This window comes from Streptomyces sp. RK9 (assembly GCF_045070545.1).
Lineage (GTDB): Bacteria > Actinomycetota > Actinomycetes > Streptomycetales > Streptomycetaceae > Streptomyces > Streptomyces alboflavus.
In genome coordinates, this window is the sequence record NZ_CP173704.1 from 3,471,476 (window position 1) to 3,490,423 (window position 18,948).

Here is an 18,948-nt window from a genome sequence, read left to right on the forward strand (position 1 = left end):
CGTACCCCCCGGCGTCGACCGGGGGGTACGGCCCTCTCGCGCGTCACCGCGGGTGATCAGCGCAGCGGGATGCTCTTGACGGCCGAGAGGATCGGGATCAGGACGTAGTCGCCGTTGCCGGGGCCGCAGGTGGGCTTGGTGTCGACGGTGTCGGAGACCTTCGTCCCGGTCGAGTACCGGGTGTCGGGGGAGGTGACCACGCTCGTGAGGTGGCTCTTGTGCCGCTCCGAGTAGTACACGCACTGGTGCAGGTTGAGGTGGCGGCCCGCGTTCAGGTCCAGGGCCCTGACGCCGGAGAGTCCCGGGTTGGGGACGTGGCTGCCGTTGCCGGGGCCGCAGGTCGGGCTGGTCTCGGGGGAGTTGGAGATCTTCGTGCCGGTGGAGTAGCGCCCGTCGCCGCTCGGCGTCACCAGGGTGGTGAAGCGGTCGGTGCTCGCGCTTCGGTAGTAGTCGCACTGCTGGAGGTTGAGGTAGCGGCCCGCGGCGAGGTTCAGGGCCTTGACGCCGTGCAGGAGCGGGACGGGCACGTGATTGCCGTTCCCCGCGCCGCAGGCCGCCGTGGTGTCGGCGGTGGCGGACTGCTTCGTGCCGGTGGAGTAGCGCCCGTCGGCGCTGGGTGTCAGGAAGGAGTTGAAGTGGTCGTCGAGGCTGCTGGCGTAGTACGCGCACTGGTGCAGGTTCAGATAGCCGGAGGCGGCCGCCTCCTGTCGGTCCTGGGCCGCCTGGGCCGGCCCCGCCGTGCCCAGGAAGGCGCCCACGCCGACCGCGAGGGCGAGTGCCGGTCGCCCCACGCGCATGGCTGTCCATCGCTTCAATTCGGTTCTCCCGTCCGGGTGCGGGATGCGCTCTGGAAACTCCCGCACTTCCTGCGACGAAGGTCCCACGCGCACCCCGCGCCCCGGTAGGGCGAAATCCGGCGACGGCGACTATGCCTGCGGCAGGCCGCCGTACGGCACCGTGATCAGCTCCATGGCGTGCTCCGACGGGTCGAGGAAGTACACGCCCTTGCCGCCGTCGTTGCGGTTGAACCCGCCCGGCTGCCGCTGGTGCGGGTCGGCCCAGTGGGCGAGGCCGCGCTCCTTGATCTTCGCGTACGCGGCGTCGAACTCGGCCTCCGAGACCAGGAACGCGTAGTGCTGCGGAGTGATCCTGTCCGCGGGGGCGGTGGCGAAGTCGAGTGTGACGTCATTGCTGAGGGCGACCGCGATGAACGGGCCCCACTCGTCCGTGATGTCGAGGTCCAGCAGCTCCGCGAAGAACTCGGCGGACTCCCGGTTGTCGCGGGCGTGGACGATCGTGTGATTGAGCTGAACTGCCAAGGAATGCCTCCGTGGGCATCTCCCGCACCTCCATGCCTCACCCGGGCGGTGACCGGCACGCGATGCTGCCGGGGATCTTAGGCGGGCCCCGGGCGCGCTGTCGAGCGGATCCGATCAGTCCTGTGCGGGCTCGGCGCCCACCAGGCCGAGCAGGCCGGGGAAGCGCGCGTCCAGCTCCGCGCGGCGCAGGACCGCCGTGCGGCTGTTGCCGTGGTCGACCATGCGGAGCAGGCCTGCCTCGCGCATCACCTTGAAGTGGTGCGACGTCGTCGACTTCGACACCGGCAACTGGAAGGAGGCACAGGTGCGTTCGGTGCCGTCGGGCTCGCGCAGGAACCCGGCGATCACGCCGAAGCGCAGGGGGTCCGCGAGGGCGTGCAGGACCGTGCGCAGGTCCATCTCGGAGGGCAGCGGGTGGCCTTCTTCGTCCGGCACGGAGTCGCTCCTCGCGTTCGGGTCCCATCAGGTTCTACTTGCATCGTACCTCTCGCGCGTGTCAGGGTCAGGTTCGATTGAAACCGAACCTTCTCGTCTTCCCGGGGGTCTCCTCGCCATGCCCGAACCATCGACGCGGTCCGCGTCCGCGACGCTGTCCGAATCCGCGACCCAGCCCGCGCCCGCAGCGCGGTCCGCACCCCCGGCGCGGGAGACGGAGGCGCCGAAGCCGCCCGCACTCCCGCTCGCCGCCATCCTCCTCGCCGTCTTCGTCGTCCCGATGTCGATCTCCGGCACCGCCGTCGCCCTGCCGGGCATCGGAGCCGCCACGCACGCGGAACCGGCGCCGCTCCAGTGGGTGGTGAACGCCTTCAACGTCGCCTTCGCCTGCTTCACCCTCGTCTGGGGCTCGGTCGCCGACGTCGTCGGCCGGGTCAGGGCCTTCGCCGCGGGGGCCGCCGTCTACGCGGTCGCCTCGCTCGCCAGCGCCCTCGCCTCCGGCGTGCTCCTGCTGGACGCGGCCCGTGCCCTCGCGGGTGTCGGCGGCGCGGCGATCTTCTCGTGCGGGGCCGCCATCCTGTCGACGGTGTACGAGGGTCCGGCGCGGGCCAAGGCGTTCGCGCTGTTCGGCACCGTGGCGGGCGTGGGCATCGCGGTCGGGCCCTCGCTCTCCGGGGTGCTGCTGCAGACGGTGAGCTGGCGCTGGGTGTTCGCGCTGCATGCCGTGGCGCTCGCCGTCGTCCTGCTCGCCGTGCCGGTCATCGCGCGGGCGGTGCCGCCGACGCCCCGCACCGGCGCGAGGGTCGACGTCCCCGGCAGCGTGGTCTTCGTCGTGGCCATGGTGCTGCTGACCACCGCCATCGTGCAGGGCTCCCAGTGGGGCTGGGGGAGCGCGGGCGTGCTCGGGCTCTTCGCCGGGGCGGTCGTGGCGCTCGCGGTCTTCGGCTCCGTCGAGAAGCGGCGCGAGCACCCGCTCCTTGACCTGGGTCTGCTGCGCGACCGTCGCTTCCTGGCGCTGTGCCTGGTCCCGGTCGCCGGATCGTTCGGCTTCGTCACGATGCTCACGTACCTGCCGACCTATCTGACGGAGGTGACCGGCCGCGGCACCGGCGCGGCAGGCCTGATCATGGTCCTGCTCACCGCGCCGATGCTCGTCCTCCCGCTGCTCGCCGCCAAGTCGGTGGCCCGAGGCGTCCCCGCGCTCACCGTCATCTATGCCAGCCTCGCCGCCCTCGTCGTCGGCGACGCCGCCCTGACCCTCTTCGGCCCCGACGTGTCCGTCGCCGTCGTCGCCCTGCCGATGATCGTCACCGGCGCGGGCATGGCGCTCGCCGCGGGCCTCGTCGACGGCCAGGCCCTGGCCCTGGTCGACCCCGCGAAGGCGGGCATGGCCGCGGGCTTCCTCAACACGCTGCGGCTCGGCAGCGAGGCCGTCGCGGTGGCGCTGTACGGCTCGGTCCTCACGACGCTCACCGCGTCCCGGTCGTACGACTCTGCCTTCCACCTGGTGCTCTGGGGGCTCGCGGCGATCTGCCTGGTCCTCGGCCTTGTCGTCTTCGCGCTGATGGGCGGGCGCGGGGCCGCCGAGCCGGGCGCCGACGGGGAGAAGGGCCTGGGCTAGGACGCCAGGGGGCTCGGGGCGCGGCGGGTGAGGTCCCGCCCGGCCTACGGTCCGAGCCCGACCCCGCGGGCCTCGGCTATCGCGTTCACCGCTTCGACGTGCCAGCCGTAGAAGTGCGTCGCCCTGCGGCAGTACGCCAGCACGTGCTCGTGCGCCTCGCCGGCGCCGATCTCCAACAGGGCCCGTACGGCGGCCTCTTGGGCGCCGAACCACGAGTCCGGGCCGAGGAGCGACGTCAGGGGCGTGAGGCAGTCGGGTGTGCCGCGCTCGGTCAGGGCGAGGGACGCGGCCTCCCGCGCGGGGCGCAACGTGGAGAGCCGGCCCGCGCCGGGCTCGACGCGCCCGGCGCCCCACGGCGGCTCCGGTGCCGCGGCGAGCCGGACCAGGACGGCGGTCGCCTCGGCCCCGGGGTGGGCGGCGAGCGCCGCGACGAGCCGGTCGGCCAGGTCCTCGCCCAGGTCGTCCACGCCGTCGGCGAGCGCGATGAGGACGGGCAGGGCGGGGGCGCCGACGCGACGCAGGGCGTGCAGGGCGGTGCGGGCCAGCTCGGGGGCGGCGTCGTGTGGCTCGGCGGGGGTGGTGCCGGGGGCGGTGTCGTGTGGCTCGGCCGGAGTGCTGCTGGGGGCGGTGTCGTGCGGTCCGGTGCTGTACGTGACGATCTCCCCGAGCGCCCGGGCCGCCTCCGCCACGGGGAAGGCGCCCAGCGCCGCCACCGCCCGTGCCCGCACCGCCTCGTGCGGCGAGCGGGCGCAGGCGAGCACCACCGGCAGGGTGTGCGGTGCGCCGATCAGGCCGAGGGCCCGCACGGCATGGGCGCGCAGGGTGCCGGGTTCCTCCTCGTCCTCGGCCAGGGCCGCGAGGGGTGTGGTGGCTTCCGGGGGGCGTAGGGCGCCGAGCGCGTCCGCGACGGCGGTGCGCAACGCCGTCGGGGCCGCGTCGTCCGTCAGGAGGGTCAGCAGCACCGGCGCGACCGCCGTGTGCCCGGCGGCACCCAACGCCCTGGTGGCGCCGCGCCGTTGGGCCACGGTCCGGTGCGTGTCGGTGAGCAGTTCCTGGAGTTCCCGGAGCGGCGGCTTGGGGAGACGTGCGATGACGTCCGCCACGGCGTCGCTGATGTGCGCGTCGCTCAGAGCCTCCAGCAGGGCCTCACTCGCCTCGACGCGCGCGTACGCGGCGAGGGCCCGGGCGGCGGCCCGGCGCACGGTCGGCACCGGTGACGCGCGCAAGTGGTGCCGGAGCAGGGCGTGGTGCTCGCCCGGGTCCGGCACGGCGAAGAGGCCGGGCCGTTCCGCCACATGAGTGCAGACGGCAGCCACGGCGTGGGGCGGGGCATCGGGGTGGTCCGGGGAGTGCCACGCCGTGCGGAGCACCTCCCACAGGTGGGCGCGGCCGTCCTCCGTCCGGGAGAGCAGAGCCGTCGCCAGGCGTGCCGTCTCGGGGTCCGGGTCGCGCTGCGGGGCGTGCAGGAGCGTTTCGGCGGACGGCCACGGGTGCGCGGTCGGCCAGTCGATGTCGGGCAGCGCGTGCAGCGCCGTCACGGCGGCCCGGCGCACGTGGCTGTCGGGGGCGGGGGTGTGCGCGAGGACGAGGAGGGCGGAGGTCGCGCGAGGGTCCCCGATCGCGCCGAGTGTCCGCAGCACGCGTTCCGCGCGCCCCGGCAGGTACGCCCAGAGCGCGGCGAGGAGCGGAGTCACGGCCTCCGGCGCGCGCAACGCGGCCAGCGCGTCGAGCACCCGCACCGTCCAGTATCCGCGGCCGGTCGCCAACTGGCCGCACAGCTCGACGAGTCCGCGCACGACCTGCGGCCCACCGATGGCGACGAGGGCGTCGACGGCGGGCTTCTCCAGCTGCTCGTGAGTGGCACGCGACGCGGCCAGCATCCGCAGCAGCCCGGGAACCGCGCGGTGCTCCCGCAGCCTCCCCAAGGCCTCGGCGGCCTGCCACCGCGGCCCGCGCCGCAGGCAGGCGAGCAGCGTCTCGACGGCCTCCGGCGAATCCGTGCTGCCGCCGAGGAACGTCGTGGCGCCGAGGCGGACGTCGAGAACCTCCGACCGCGTGGCCCGGCACAGCCCCGCGACATCCCCGGCCAAGCGCATCCGCACCAGATCGGCGAGCGACGACTCCTGCTCCACTCAGACCTCCCCGTCCACGGGCACCCGGTCCGACATCGCCACGTACAGCGGTGTCCCGACGACGATCGTCAGCTCCCGCCCGTCCTCCTGCGTCACGGTGCCGCGCATCAGTTGCCGCGCCAGGAACTCGCAGTACATCGGCGGCACCGTCAACGCCTCGGCGACGCGCAGCACGTCGGACGTCACGCTCCCTCGATCCGGCATGGTGTTCCACGAGCGGACATTGAACTGGCGCTCCCACTCGGGCGGGGTGTCCTGAAGGAGCCGGAAGATCGACGGCAGTCCCGAGAAGCCGACCCGGTGCATGTCGGGAGCCGCCTGATGGCCGATCAGATGGTGCGCCGAGCCGATCAGCGCGACGACCGTGTCCCCGTCGCGCCCCGTCATCAGCGTCGGCTTGTCCGCCTCGCCGTACCCCGCGATCCGCAGCCCCAGGTCCCCCCGGAACCAGGCGGCGGGCTCCGACATCCAGCTGACGTCGAACTCCCGCTCCAGGTAGGCCTCCACGAGGTCGAGCCGGTCGTACGCGCTGGGCTCGGCGCGCGGCGACTGCACGGCCACGCTCACGACCTTCAGGTCGACCTTGGCCTCGACGGCGAGCCGCCGGAGGAGCTTCGGCGGGATCTGCTCGTACAGCATGTCCACCTTGGCGGTGGAGACGTAGACGTAGTACCGCAAGTGCTTCATGTCCTCGGTGTGGAGGGCCTTTTGCCCGCAGCCTCCCACACGCGTGTCCCCGGCGGTCCACCTTCGACGACGCAGGCCGGCCCCGGCTCGTCGACGGAGGGGTCGACGGGCCGGGGCCGGGGTTCGGGTGGGGTCAGGCGGGCGTCAGCGGAGGAGTTCCACCTCCGAGAGGGTGCCCCGGCCCCCGGTGAAGACCAGGCGGTACTTCACGTACGACCCGGGGTCGCTCACCGTGAACGGCCGGGTCTGCTGGTCCCAGGCGAAGGACTGGCCGGAGCGCTTGTCGACGGTCTTCCACTTCTCGCCGTCGCGGGAGCCCTGGAGGACCCAGCCGCGCGGGGCCTTGGCCTTGTCGGCGGAGGTGAGGGTGTACTGGACGGCCTTGGTGCGGCCCTGGACGGGCAGCACGACGGACGCCGCGTTCGCGTACGTGGTCGAGGAGTTGTCGAACAGCTCGCCCTCGACCTTCAGGGCGTCCTTGCGCGGCGACGGCACCTTGTCGTCGTCCGTCACGGAGACCGGCTGGGCGTTCTTGCCGGTGCCCCAGGCGGACGGCTTCGGGCCCATGTCGAATTCCAGGACCCCGCCCCGCGAAACAGCCTCGTGCGGCAGCGCGGTCGAGTTCCACTTCTTGCCGTTGACCTTCAGGCCCTGCACGTACACGTTCTTCGCGCTGTTCCTGGGGGCCTTGACCACCAGGTCCTTGCCGTTGTCCATGTGCACGGTCATCTTCGTGAACTGCGGGGAGCCGATGGCGTACTCGCCGCTGCCCATGACGAGCGGGTAGAAGCCGAGGGAGGAGAAGAGGTACCAGGCCGACTGCTCGCCGTTGTCCTCGTCGCCGTGGTAGCCCTGCCCGATCTCGCTGCCCGTGTACAGGCGGGACATGACCTCGCGGACCTTCTCCTGCGTCTTCGAGGGCTGCCCGGCCGCGTCGTACATGTACGCGGCGTGGTGGGCGACCTGGTTGGAGTGCCCGTACATGCCCATGCGCACGTCACGGGCCTCCGTCATCTCGTGGATGACGCCGCCGTAGGAACCGGCGAACTCGGGCGAGGCCGTCTCCGGCGTGGCGAAGTACGTGTCGAGCTTCTTCGCCAGGCCCTTCCGGCCGCCGTACAGGTTGGCGAGGCCGCGCGAGTCCTGCGGGGCGGTGAAGGCGTAGCCCCACGCGTTGGTCTCGGTGTAGTCGTGGCCCCAGATCCGCGGGTCGAACTTCTCGGACGGGACGCGCCAGTCGCCCTTCTTGTTCTTGCCCTGGAAGAACCCGGCCTTGGAGTCGAAGAGGTTCACATAGTCACGGGCGCGGTTGAGGAAGTACGCGGACTCCTCCTTGTAGCGCTTCTCGCCCGTCTTCTTGTAGAGCGCCTGGCCCATCTTCGCGATGCCGTAGTCGTTGACGTAGCCCTCGAGTGCCCACGACAGGCCCTCGTGCGTCTCGGACGGGGTGTAGCCGAGGAACGGCGAGGTGGTCATGCCCTTGCGGCCGTAGCCCGACTTGTCCGGCGCGACCGTCGCGTTCTTCACCGCCGCGTCGTACGCCGCCTTCGCGTCGAAGCCCTTGACGCCCTTCACGAACGCGTCGGCGAACGCCACGTCGGAGGACGTGCCGGTCATCAGGTCCGCGTAGCCGGGCGAGGACCAGCGCGACGTCCAGCCGCCGTCCTTGTAGTGCTGCACGAAGCCGTCGACCAGCTCGCCCGCCTTCTTCGGCGTGAAGAGGGAGTAGGCGGGCCACGTCGTGCGATACGTGTCCCAGAAGCCGTTGTTCACGTACGGCTTGCCCTCGACGATCTTGGCGCCGGTGTGGGTGGGCGTGTCCGGGCCGGTCTGCGGCGAGAACGGCGACGCGTACTTGTGCTTCGAACCGACCTTCTCGAACCCGGAGTTCGGGTAGAGGTAGAGGCGGTACAGGCTGGAGTACAGGGACGTCTTCTGCCCCTCGCTCGCGCCCTCCACCTCGACGCGGCCGAGGATGTCGTCCCACTTGTCCTGCGCCCGCTCCTTGACGCCGGCGAACGACGAGCCCGCCGGGATCTCCCGGTCCAGGTTGTCCTTCGCCTGGTCCACGCTGATCAGCGAGGTCGCCAGGCGCAGCGAGACCGTGCGGTCCTTGCCCGCCTTGAAGCGGAAGTAGCCGGTGGCGTCGGTCGTGCCGCCGCCCGTCAGCTTGCCGCTGTCCGTGACCGGGCTGTCGAAGGTGCCGTACACGAACATGCGGGTCGCGCCCGTCGACAGGCCCGACTTCACGTCGGAGTAGCCCGTGACGACGCCCTTCTCCTTGTCGAGGGTCAGGCCGACGTTGTGCTTGGTGTCGCCCGTCTTCTCGATGTTGTCGAAGACGATGCTCGCGTCCTCACCGGGATAGGTGAACTTGAACATGGCCGCGTGGTCGGTCGGCGTCATCTCAGCCTTCAGACCGTTCTCGAACGTCACGCCGTAGTAGTGCGGCCTCGCCGTCTCCTTCTCGTGCCGGAACGGCAGCGCCCGCTTGGCCCGGTCGGCCTCCGGCTTGTCCTTCGCCACCGACGGCATCACCTGGAAGGTCTGCCGGTCGCCCATCCACGGGCTCGGCTCGTGGCTCGCGCTGAACGCCTGCACGGTCGGCAGGTTGTCGTCGTTGTTGCCGCGTGCGTAGTCGTACAGCCAGCTGATGGAGCCCGCGTTGGTCACCGGCGTCCAGAAGTTGAAGCCGTGCGGGACGGCCGTCGCCGGGAAGGTGTTGCCGCGCGAGAAGCCGCCGCTGGAGTTCGTGCCGCGCGTGGTCGAGGCGTAGTCGGAGGGGCGCGCCTTGGGCTTGGCGGGCGGGGTCTCCTTCAGCGACACGTCGTCCAGCCAGCCACGGAACTTCGCGGGACCCTTGGGGGAGTCGTAGCCGACGAGGACGCGGTCCACCGTCTTGCCGGACGCGACCTCGCCGATCCTTCCGACGACGTCGTTCCACTGGTTGACGTAAAGGACCTTGGCATCGCCCTGACCGCGCGGGGTCAGCGGGAATCCGTGCTGGTCGGTGGCCTTGAGGTCACTCAGATAGGTGCCGTCGGTGAAGGCCAGGTCGACGGCGACGTTCGTGGCGTCGTAGTCCAGGTCGCCGTCCGCCATGGACGGGAAGACGCGGTACGACAGCTCGGTGTCGCGGCGCACGTCGACGTTCACGTCGAAGACCTTGTTGTACGAGAAGCCGCGCTGCTCGGCCGTGTGCGTGCCCGCGTACCGCAGCGCCTGCCTGCCGGTGAACCCGGCGCGCGCCTTCGCGGTCGGGGACCCGGCGGGGCCGCGGTCGACGAGGCTCAGCATGTCGTCGGGCGGAGCCGGGTTGTCGCTGCCGCCGACGGAGAGCTGTACGTCGGCCAGTTGCAGGGCATCGCTCGCGCCGTTGTTGGCGGTGATGTCCAGGCGGTAGTGGGAGTACGCGGCCGTGTTCTCGAAGTCGTACTTCTTCGTGGTGAAGGGGCTGGCGAACTTCTCGCCCGTGCGGGTGTCGAGGTCCTTCCAGTCCTTGCCGTCCGTCGAGCCCTGGAGCTTCCAGTCCTTCGGGTCGCGCTCCTGGTGGTCGTTGGCGGAGGTGAGCGCGTACGTCACCACCTTCGCGGGCGCGTCGAGCTCGAACTCCACCCAGCCCGTGGGCTTGAAGGTGAGCCACTTCGTCGACTGCTCGCCGTCGACCAGCTTCTCCTTGGTCTCCCCGGCGCCCGTGTTCTCACCGCTCGCCCGCACGTCCACGACGCGGTCGTTCACGCTCCCCGGAATCCCGGAGCTGAAGCCGCCGTTGACCCCGCCGGCCTTCTTCTTGCCGTCGGCGTCCGTCTCGACCGTATTCAGCCAGTCGGGCTGCGCGTCGTCCTTCTCGAACGAGGAGCTGAACTCCTCGGCCGCCCGCGGCGCCCGCTCAGGACCCGCGACGGCGGCGCCCTGCGAGGCGGCGAGCACCGCGAGGGCGGTGAGGCCGACGCCGGCGGCCGTTCGGCGCCGGTGCCCCGCCGCGCCCGCGAGCGGGGCCGGCGCCCAGCGCGGTCTGTGTCCCCGAGGTCTGTGTCCCATCCCCTGAGTCCCCTCCAAGCAACTGTCCGGACAACGTTGTCAGTGGCTGCGCAGGGTCCAGTAGGGCGGTAAGTGGGCGGTGGTGTCAAGGGGGTTGAAGAGGGTTCACGAGGGCGCTGTGGACGTCAGCGCAGGAAGCGCTCCACCTCCCGCGCGCGGTCGTCCATCTGTGCGCTGATCCGCTCGGCGACGTCGGTGACCAGGCGGTCCACCTCGGTGGGGTCGAGGGAGGCGTTGCCGAGGGTGACCTTGATGAGCTGGCGGGCGCCGAGTTCGGCGCCCTTGGGCAGGGCCACGATGACGGCCATCCCGGCGACGAGCGCGGCCATCTGCGCCGGTGTCGCCCCGGCGCGCATCGCGCTGCGCAACCGCATCAGGCCCACCTGCGGCACTCTCGTGACGACGTCCAGCGCCCCCTGGGAGTTGCGAAGGACCCGCCACAGGGCGCGGATGCGGCGGGTGATGGCCGTACCGATGATCTCGGGCAGCGTGATGTCGAGCGTGAACTGGTCGTCCCGGATGCCGTACGAGCGGCAGATGCCGAGCACCAGGGGGATCAGCTCGGCCTCCAGCGTGGCGCGCAGGTCGGCCAGCACCGTGTCCAGGCCGGTGAGTTCGCGGATCAGCGCGTCGAGGTCGCCCTCGTCGTTGGCGTACAGGCGGTCGGCCCGGGCGAGGAGGCGGCTCAGGAGAGAGCTCTTGGCCTGGTCGAACGCCTCGACGAGGCCCGCGCGGATCGCCTCCTCGAACTCGGGGCGGTCCTTGAGCGCCTGGATGTCGCGGCGGAACCGGACGACGTTGACGCTGTGCCGCCCGATGCTGGCGAGCCCCCGGGTGACCGAGAGGGAGGGCTCCGCCGCGTTCTCCACAGTGGCCTCGGGGAACGCGGCGGCGCACAGCTCGCGCACGACGGGCATGCGGGAGCCGCCGCCGGTGAGGACGACCAGCTCGGGGGCGGTGGCGCCGAGCAGTGCGCGCACCTCCGTCAGCATGTCCGCGAAGCGGTCGGCCCAGCCGCCGGGGGCGCGGACGACGCGTCCGGGTATGTCGACCGACCGCAGGCGCTCCACGCTCAGGGTGACCAGGGAGACGAACTCGCGGGCGCAGCCGGCCTGGAGCTCCTGCACCTTGAAGTCCGTGCCGGTGAACTGGGCCTCCTTGGCCCGGCGGCAGACCAGCATCAGCATGTGGGCGCCGCCGTCCTGGCGCAGTTCCTCGGTGAACCTCGCCCCGTCCTTGGAGTCCGCGCCCTCGAAGTCGGCGCGCACGATCCGGGCGAGGGTCGCGTCGATCTCGCGGCAGCCCAGTTCGGTGCCCACGGGCAGGTTCCGCGGGACCAGGTCCTCCACGACGGTGAAGTCGGTCGTGGAGGAGCCCACGTCGACGACGAGGACCCGGTCGAGCCCGCGGCCGGGGCGCTCGGCCCGGCGGTCGCGGACGTGCACGAGGGCCGACTGGGACTCGGCGACCAGGCGCACGGGCACGTCCAGGGCCCGCAGCTGGCGCAGGTAGGCCTTGACGGAGCGGCGGTCCCAGCCCGCGGGGTGGCCGACGTGGACCACGCAGTCCTCCTGCACCTCGGGGTGCCTGGCGAAGAACTCGGCGAGGAACACCTGGGCGAACTGCACCGCCTGCAGGTCGGTGGGCTGGTGCCGGTTCTTGAAGTTGACGCTGAAGTGCACGCAGTTCCTGGCGAGCACGGCGTCCTCGCCGATGACGACGCGGTGGACGAGGTCGGTGTCTGTGTCTGTGTCCGGGTGGTCGGTGGGGTCGGTGGGGTCGGTGGGGTCGGCGGGTGTCAGGGGCACGCGCCCCAGGGCCGTGACGACGGCGGTGCCCTCGGTGCCGCGGACGTAGACCTCCCCGGGGCCTTGTCCGGTCGTGTCCAGCCAGCACAGGGAGCTCTCGCCGTCGCCGAGGTCCAGGCCGACCGCGTACCGGACATCGTGTGCCTCGTCATGCGCCATGGCCCGGCCCCGCTCCTGTGGTGCCGTCGGCGGTGGCGGCCGCCGACGGGTCCGCCGTGCCGTTCGACAGGCCGCCGGTCACCGTCAGGACCTGCGTCAGGAGTCTGATCTCGGTGGGGGTCGGCGGATCGGGGAAGTCGTAGCCCTCGCGCCGGAACGACACCCTCGCGAGGAGACGTCGTGCCCCCGGGTTCTCGCGGGCGAGGAGCGCGTCCTGGCCGCTCAGCTCCGTCCTGAAGAACTCGGCGTCGTCGAAGCGCCGCCAGACGCCGGGGTCGGACTTGAGCACCCCGAAGAAGTCGGGGTGCTTCATGTGCAGGGCGAGGAGTGTGCCCGCGTGCAGGAGCAGTCTGCGCGAGGGCGGGTCCGCCGGGTTCATGCGCAGGGTCATCGCCGTCAGGTTCAGGCCGTTGACGAAGCGGCGGACGCGGCGCGGGTTGGCCTCGAAGGCGACCTCGACCAGTTCCCACAGCTCCCGCGAGCCCGCGAGTTCGGCGTCGGTGACCTTGTCCTGGAGGTGCCGGACGATGGCCTCGAAGGAGACGCCCGGCAGGTGGTACGGGAAGTGGATGAGCTTTTCCAGATACTGCCGGCCCCGGGCCTCGTCCGGGTTCTCGGCGTGGAACCGCCGGGCGGCGGCCTCCGCGACGACCTGGTAGTCCATGGCGAGCACGAACACGCAGGACCCCTCGCCGAGGAACAGCTTGAGGGAGTCGAGGACGGTGATCGCCGCGTCCGGGCTGCACCGGTCCAGGTCGTCGATGAACAGGACGAGCCGCCCGCCGTCGGTGTAGGTGTGGACCACGTCCTTGAAGTCCTGCTCGAAGTGGTTGACGTGCAGGTAGGTCTCCGTGCCCGGTTCGGTGAGCGCGGTCTGCGCGGCGTCCACGTCGTCGGCGGTGAGGACGCCTGCGGTGAGCGGGCCCGCGGCGCGGCGGGCCAGGAGCCAGGCGGCGGCCTGGCTGAGCCGCCGGATGGTCTCCAGGGCGCCCGCCATCCGCTCGCGCAGGGCCAGGTCGCCCTTCTGCCGCCGCTCCTCCAGGTCCTGGGCGATCTCGGTGAGCACGCTCTGGATCAGGGCGTGCCAGATCTCGTCCTTCTGGTCGTACTTCCACGGGTTGAACCACACGGTCGGGATGTCGCGCTGGTCCAGCAGGTCCTGGCAGACCTTCATGAAGCTCGACTTGCCCATGCCCCAGGGGCCGAAGACCCCCACGGTCAGCGGCAGGTCCTCGGTGGCGGTGATCGCCGCGCAGAGCACGGCGGCGTGGGTCCGGAATCCGAAGTGGTCCCCGTCCGCGTCCGGGATCGGGTTGTCGGTCAGCAGCATGAGCCCCCCCATGCGCCGCGTCGGAATCAGCCACCGTGACTGATTGCCAGCGGCATACCACCCATGGTGCCCGAATCGGCCCTTCTGCGAGCGAAGTTCGCCGAAGCGCCCGGAAATGACGGCAGGTCGTTCCGGTACCGGCGACGGCGGGGAAATAGCCGGTCGGATTCCTCATTGGTACGGACTTTTATGGCGCGCTTGAGAAGCCCTCGCCGGGTACCGCACCGGCTCCCGGTGCGGTACCCGAATGCCGTCGAGGGGGCGCGGGATACGTGTATCCGAACCGGAGATGCGGCCGGTCTCCGCGAGGTCTCAACTCGGAAAAGCCTGCAGTCCAAACCTGCATTCGATCTTGCTTGGCCGACTGTGAGTGGACTATACCTGTCGGCGTCCGAGTTCCCTGGGCCGTCCCGGATCGACCAGCCGCGGCGGCGCTCGCAGCGGCATCGGACACATCCCGCACATCCCGCACCATCGCACGACCCCAGCTTCACAACTCCGCGGTGCCGGGGAGGTCCGGTTCACCGCCTGAGTCCTGGAAGAAGGCGAGGACTTGAGCATGGGATCCACCCCTGGGACCCCCGGCAGGCCCGGCAGCGACGGCGTCGGCCGGCGCGACCTGATCAAGCGAGCGGCCGCGCTCGGCATCATCTCCGTCCCGACGATGGGCTTCCTCTCGGCCTGTGCGTCCGGCGGCGGCGGTGACAACGACAAGGCCAAGACCGTCAAGAAGACGAAGAACAACCCCTTCGGCGTGGCCAAGGACAACGACCTGGACGTCTTCATCTTCAAGGGCGGCTACGGCGACGCCTACGCCAAGGCGTGGGAGGCGTCCTTCGAGAAGAAGTACGGCGGCTCGGTCGCGCACAGCGGCGAGCAGGACGTCACCGGCAAGCTCCAGCCCCGCTTCAACAAGGGCAACCCGCCGGACGTCGTCGACGACTCCGGCTCCAAGAAGATGAAGCTGGACACCCTGCACAAGGAAGGTCATCTCACCGACCTCACGCAGCTGCTCGACGCGCCGTCCATCGACGACCCGAGCAAGAAGATCCGCGACATCATGCTGCCCGGCACCATCGAGCAGGGCACCTTCGGCGGCAAGTTCCACGCGCTGTTCTACGTCTACGCGACGTGGGGCCTCTGGTACTCCAACAAGCTTTTCAAGAAGCACGGTTGGAAGGTGCCGAAGACCTGGGACGAGATGCTCGACATCATGAAGGACGCCAAGTCCAAGGGCATCGGCGGCCTCGCCCACCAGGGCAAGTACCCGTACTACATGAACATCGTGATCATGGACCTGATCGCCAAGACCGGCGGCATGGACGCCGTGAAGGCGATCGACAACCTCGACAAGAAGGCCTTCGTCGGCAACCCGGCCGCCGAGCGCGCCATCGAGGCGGTGTACGAGATCGTGGAGAAGGGCCTGCTGATGCCGGGCACCAACTCCCTGGAGCACACCGAGGCCCAGACCAAGTGGAACGAGTACAAGGCCGTCTTCATCCCCTCGGGCTCCTGGCTGGAGAACGAGCAGGCCAAGCAGACGCCGGACGACTTCGAGATGACGTTCCTGCCGCTGCCCCTGCTGCCCGACTCCAAGATGAAGCTGCACGCCCTGCGCACCGGCGCCGACGAGCCCTTCATCGTGCCGTCCAAGGCGAAGAACGTCGCGGGCGGCCTTGAGTTCCTGCGCCGGATGCTCTCCAAGGAAGGCGCCACCGCCTTCGCCAAGGAGGCCAGTTCGCTGTCCGTGATCGGCCCCGAGTACGTCGACAAGAGCGTGCAGCTGCGCCCGGGCATCAAGACCGCGCTCGCCGCCGTCGACGCCTGTCCGGTCGACGAGCGCTTCAACTTCCGCTACTCGGAGTGGTACGGGGAGCTGGACGTCGCGATCCAGAACGCCACCGGTGAGCTCATGGCCAAGCGCATCACGCCCAAGAAGTGGCTGGAGCGCTGCCAGGCGGCGGTCGACAAGGAAGCAGAGAAGAACCCGGACACGAAGCGGAAGTAGCAGTCGTCGTCGTCAGCCGCCGGCCGGGGCCGGGCGGCACGGCCGGGCCGGGCACCGCCCACGGCCCGGCCGGGGGTGCGGCGCCGTCTCGGCACGGTCACGGCAAGGCCAGGAGCAGGGTGTTATGCATCGGAAAAAGTACCCGTTCATCGCGGGATTCCTCGTTCTTCCCGTCGGGCTCTATGTATTGCTGGTGATCTGGCCCTATCTCCAGACCATCAGTTACTCCTTCACCGACTGGAGCGGCGCCTCCCAGAACTTCAATTTCGTCGGCCTCGACAACTACAAGGACCTCGCGAACGACGACGTCTTCATCAAGGCGCTGCAGCACAATGCCCTGCTCCTTGTCCTGGTGCCGACCCTGACGATTCTGCTCTCGCTGTTCTTCGCCTTCATGGTGAATGTCGGCGGGCGCGGCGGAGCCGGCGGTGTGTCCGGCGTCAAGGGTTCCGCCTTCTACCGCGTCATCTTCTTCTTCCCGCAGGTCCTGTCCATCGCGATCCTCGCCATCCTCTTCAAGGCGGTCTACCGCGGCGACGACTCGGGCCTCATCAACGGCACGCTGCAGGCGGTCGGCCTCGGCGACAAGAACAACCCCACGGAGTGGCTGAACGACCCCGACCTGGTGCTCTGGTGCATCGTCTTCGTGATGGTCTGGGCCGGGGCGGGCTTCTACATGGTGCTGTTCTCGGCCGCCATGCAGTCCATCCCCAAGGACATCTACGAGGCGGCGCTGCTCGACGGCGCCGGACGGTTCCAGACCTTCTTCCGGGTCACCCTGCCGCTGCTCTGGGAGACCATCCAGACGGCCTGGGTCTTCCTCGCCATTCTGTCCATGGACGCGTTCCTGCTCATCTCCACGCTCACGTCGCAGGACTTCGGCGGTGGCCCCGACCACAGCAGTGAGGTCATCTCGACGTACCTCATGCGCAACTTCCAGACGTACAGCAAGAGCGGATACGCCTGCGCCATGGGTGTGGTGATGCTGCTGCTCACCCTGATCGTGTCCATCGTCACGCTGCGGCTCAGCCGACGTGACCGCATCGAGTTCTAAGGAGGCGCGAGCGATGACGGCTCCTGCGACTCAGCCACCGGTCACCAAGGTCAAGGTGCCGGGCCAGCGCGGCGGCGGCCGCGGCCCCGGCAAGGACGGCATGGAGGGCAGGACCCTCAACGCCTTCTCGCACGGCTTCCTGGTGCTGTGGGCGGTCATGATCGTCCTGCCGCTGTTCTGGATCCTGCTCGGCAACTTCAAGACCGACTCCCAGATCAAGTCCAGCGCCTGGACCTGGCCCACCGAATGGACCTTCGACGCCTTCCAGCGCGGCTGGGAGAAGGGTGTCGGCGACTATCTGCTCAACACCCTGATCGTCATGATCGTCTCGGTGCCCCTGACGATGCTGCTCGGCGCGATGGCGGCCTACGTCCTCGCCCGCTACGACTTCGTCGGCAACCGGTTCGTGTACTACTTCTTCGTCGCCGGTTCGATGTTCCCGGTGTTCCTGGCGCTCGTACCGCTCTACTTCATGGTCGACCGGCTCGGCATGCTCAACACGTACCAAGGACTGATCCTGGTGTACGTCGCCTACTCGCTGCCGTTCACCGTGTTCTATCTGCACTCGTTCTTCCGCACCCTGCCGACGGCCGTGCACGAGGCCGCCGTGATCGACGGGGCCTCGCACACCCGGGTGTTCTTCCAGATCATGGTGCCGATGGCGAAGCCCGGACTGATCAGCGTCGGGATCTTCAACGTCCTCGGGCAGTGGAACCAGTACATCCTGCCGCTGACCCTGATGCAGAAGCAGAGCGGCTCCGACCCGGACCGCTCGATGCTCGCCCAGGGCCTGGTCAGCCTGATGAACCAGGGCAACTACGAGACCGACCTGCCCGCCCTGTACGCGGGCATGACCATCTCCATGATCCCGGTCCTCGTGGTCTACCTGTCCTTCCAGCGGCAGGTGCAGTCCGGCCTCACGGCGGCCACGATCAAGTAGTCGAACGCGATCAAGCACAGGGAACGCCCCGCACGCGGGGCGTTTCGTGTGTGCGGGGTGACCTACTGGATTTTCGTCAAGGACTTGACTGCGGTAACCCCTTCAGCAGAGCTTGGAGTTCACAACTTGTACGGGCGGCGCCGGCGCCGCCCGCCATAGGCGGGAGTGGATGAGTCGATGGAGACTCCGGGGTCGCAGTCGTCACTGCACCGAGCAAACCTCGAGCGGGTCGTACGCGCGGTACGGCTCGCGGGATCGCTCACGCAGGCGGAGATCGCCAGGACGACAGGCCTGTCCGCCGCGACGGTGTCGAACATCGTCCGGGAGCTGAAGGACGGCGGCACCGTCGAGGTCACCCCCACCTCGGCGGGCGGCCGCCGGGCCCGCAGCGTCTCCCTCAGCGGCGACGCGGGCATGGTCATCGGCATCGACTTCGGCCACACCCACCTGCGCGTCGCCCTCGGCAACCTCGCCCACAAGGTGCTCGCCGAGGAGGCCGAGCCGCTGGACGTGGACGCCTCCGCCGCGCAGGGCTTCGACCGGGCCGAGCGCCTGGTCGGCAAGCTGATCGAGGCGACCGGCGTGGACCGCGCCAAGGTCGCGGGCGTCGGCCTCGGCGTGCCCGGGCCCATCGACGTGGAGTCCGGCACCCTCGGCTCCACCGCGATCCTGCCGGGCTGGGCGGGCACCAAGCCCGCCGAGGAGCTGAAGGAGCGGCTCGGCGTGCCCGTGCACGTCGACAACGACGCCAACCTGGGCGCGCTCGGCGAGCTGGTCTGGGGCGGCGGCCGCGGGGTCAAGGACCTGGCGTACATCAAGGTCGCGAGCGGTGTCGGCGCCGGTCTGGTGATCAGCGGCCGGATCTACCGGGGGCCCGGCGGCACAGCGGGAGAAATCGGGCACATCACCCTGGACGAGTCGGGCCCCGTCTGCCGCTGCGGCAACCGCGGCTGCCTGGAGACCTTCGCCGCCGCCCGGTACGTGCTTCCGCTGCTCCAGTCCAGCCACGGCACCGATCTGACCATGGAGCGCGTGGTCGCCCTCGCCCGCGACGGGGACCCGGGGTGCCGCCGGGTGATCTCCGACGTCGGCCGGCACATCGGCAGCGGTGTCGCGAACCTGTGCAACCTCCTCAACCCCAGCAGGGTCGTCCTCGGCGGTGCCCTCGCCGAGGCCGGGGAGCTGGTCCTCGCGCCGATCAGGGAGTCCGTGGGGCGCTACGCCATCCCCAGCGCGGCCCGTCAACTCTCCGTGCTTCCCGGGGCACTTGGCTCGCGCGCCGAGGTCCTCGGGGCGCTCGCCCTCGCGCTCAGCGAGATGGGGGATTCAACCCTTTTGGACGAGACCCTCCCCGCCGCCACACCCGCCTTCACTTAGATAACGCATGGCACCGTTGTCATCTCGTTAAGGATTT

13 protein-coding genes are annotated in these 18,948 nt (G+C 70.2%); 5 read left to right on the top strand and 8 right to left on the bottom strand.

The window, feature by feature from the left end; translation table 11 throughout:
* Positions 1-56: 56 nt before the first annotated feature.
* The 3 genes from AB6L24_RS35315 to AB6L24_RS35325 all read right to left on the bottom strand — a co-directional run bounded on the left by AB6L24_RS35315 (position 57) and on the right by AB6L24_RS35325 (position 1,754).
* Positions 57-791, bottom strand: a complete 735-nt coding sequence (locus tag AB6L24_RS35315) for a hypothetical protein (RefSeq protein ID WP_405662260.1) — start codon at positions 789-791, stop codon at positions 57-59.
* A 135-nt stretch (positions 792-926) separates the two neighbouring features.
* Positions 927-1,319, bottom strand: coding sequence for a VOC family protein (locus AB6L24_RS35320; RefSeq protein ID WP_405662261.1), 393 nt, complete (start codon positions 1,317-1,319; stop codon positions 927-929).
* Positions 1,320-1,433: 114 nt separating this feature from the next.
* Complete coding sequence (locus tag AB6L24_RS35325) at positions 1,434-1,754, bottom strand: ArsR/SmtB family transcription factor (protein WP_405662263.1); 321 nt, start codon at positions 1,752-1,754, stop codon at positions 1,434-1,436.
* 118 nt (positions 1,755-1,872) lie between these two features.
* On the opposite strand from AB6L24_RS35325, the gene AB6L24_RS35330 reads away from it, so the two are divergent.
* Positions 1,873-3,375, top strand: coding sequence for an MFS transporter (locus AB6L24_RS35330; RefSeq protein ID WP_405662266.1), 1,503 nt, complete (start codon positions 1,873-1,875; stop codon positions 3,373-3,375).
* Between the two features lie 44 nt (positions 3,376-3,419).
* Here AB6L24_RS35330 and AB6L24_RS35335 read toward each other — a convergent pair whose 3' ends face one another.
* The 5 genes from AB6L24_RS35335 to AB6L24_RS35355 all read right to left on the bottom strand — a co-directional run bounded on the left by AB6L24_RS35335 (position 3,420) and on the right by AB6L24_RS35355 (position 13,532).
* Positions 3,420-5,507 (bottom strand): HEAT repeat domain-containing protein, encoded by a 2,088-nt coding sequence (locus tag AB6L24_RS35335; protein ID WP_405662268.1) that lies wholly within the window; start codon positions 5,505-5,507, stop codon positions 3,420-3,422.
* Entirely contained in the window at positions 5,508-6,194 is a 687-nt protein-coding gene (locus tag AB6L24_RS35340; RefSeq protein WP_405662270.1) for a DUF7019 family protein, read from the bottom strand.
* Positions 6,195-6,338: 144 nt separating this feature from the next.
* Positions 6,339-10,235 (bottom strand): GH92 family glycosyl hydrolase, encoded by a 3,897-nt coding sequence (locus AB6L24_RS35345; RefSeq protein WP_405662272.1) that lies wholly within the window; start codon positions 10,233-10,235, stop codon positions 6,339-6,341.
* 125 nt (positions 10,236-10,360) lie between these two features.
* On the bottom strand, positions 10,361-12,202 hold the full coding sequence (locus AB6L24_RS35350; protein ID WP_405662274.1) for an Hsp70 family protein: 1,842 nt from the start codon (positions 12,200-12,202) through the stop codon (positions 10,361-10,363).
* Positions 12,192-13,532 carry a P-loop NTPase fold protein gene (locus AB6L24_RS35355; protein ID WP_405662276.1) on the bottom strand — a complete coding sequence of 447 codons (1,341 nt, stop codon included), beginning with the start codon at positions 13,530-13,532 and terminating at the stop codon, positions 12,192-12,194. Before AB6L24_RS35355 ends, AB6L24_RS35350 begins: the two co-directional genes overlap by 11 nt.
* 559 nt (positions 13,533-14,091) lie before the next feature.
* Here AB6L24_RS35355 and ngcE point away from each other — a divergent pair.
* From ngcE to AB6L24_RS35375, 4 genes are all read left to right on the top strand, one after another.
* Complete coding sequence (ngcE, locus tag AB6L24_RS35360; RefSeq protein WP_380856839.1) at positions 14,092-15,540, top strand: N-acetylglucosamine/diacetylchitobiose ABC transporter substrate-binding protein; 1,449 nt, start codon at positions 14,092-14,094, stop codon at positions 15,538-15,540.
* Between the two features lie 124 nt (positions 15,541-15,664).
* Positions 15,665-16,594 (top strand): carbohydrate ABC transporter permease, encoded by a 930-nt coding sequence (locus AB6L24_RS35365; protein ID WP_380856836.1) that lies wholly within the window; start codon positions 15,665-15,667, stop codon positions 16,592-16,594.
* 13 nt (positions 16,595-16,607) lie between these two features.
* The gene (locus AB6L24_RS35370; protein ID WP_380856833.1) at positions 16,608-17,534 is read left to right on the top strand and encodes a carbohydrate ABC transporter permease; all 927 of its coding nucleotides are present in this window, start codon (positions 16,608-16,610) and stop codon (positions 17,532-17,534) included.
* A gap of 177 nt (positions 17,535-17,711) precedes the next feature.
* Positions 17,712-18,911, top strand: a complete 1,200-nt coding sequence (locus AB6L24_RS35375; protein WP_405662280.1) for an ROK family transcriptional regulator — start codon at positions 17,712-17,714, stop codon at positions 18,909-18,911.
* Positions 18,912-18,948: the final 37 nt, after the last annotated feature.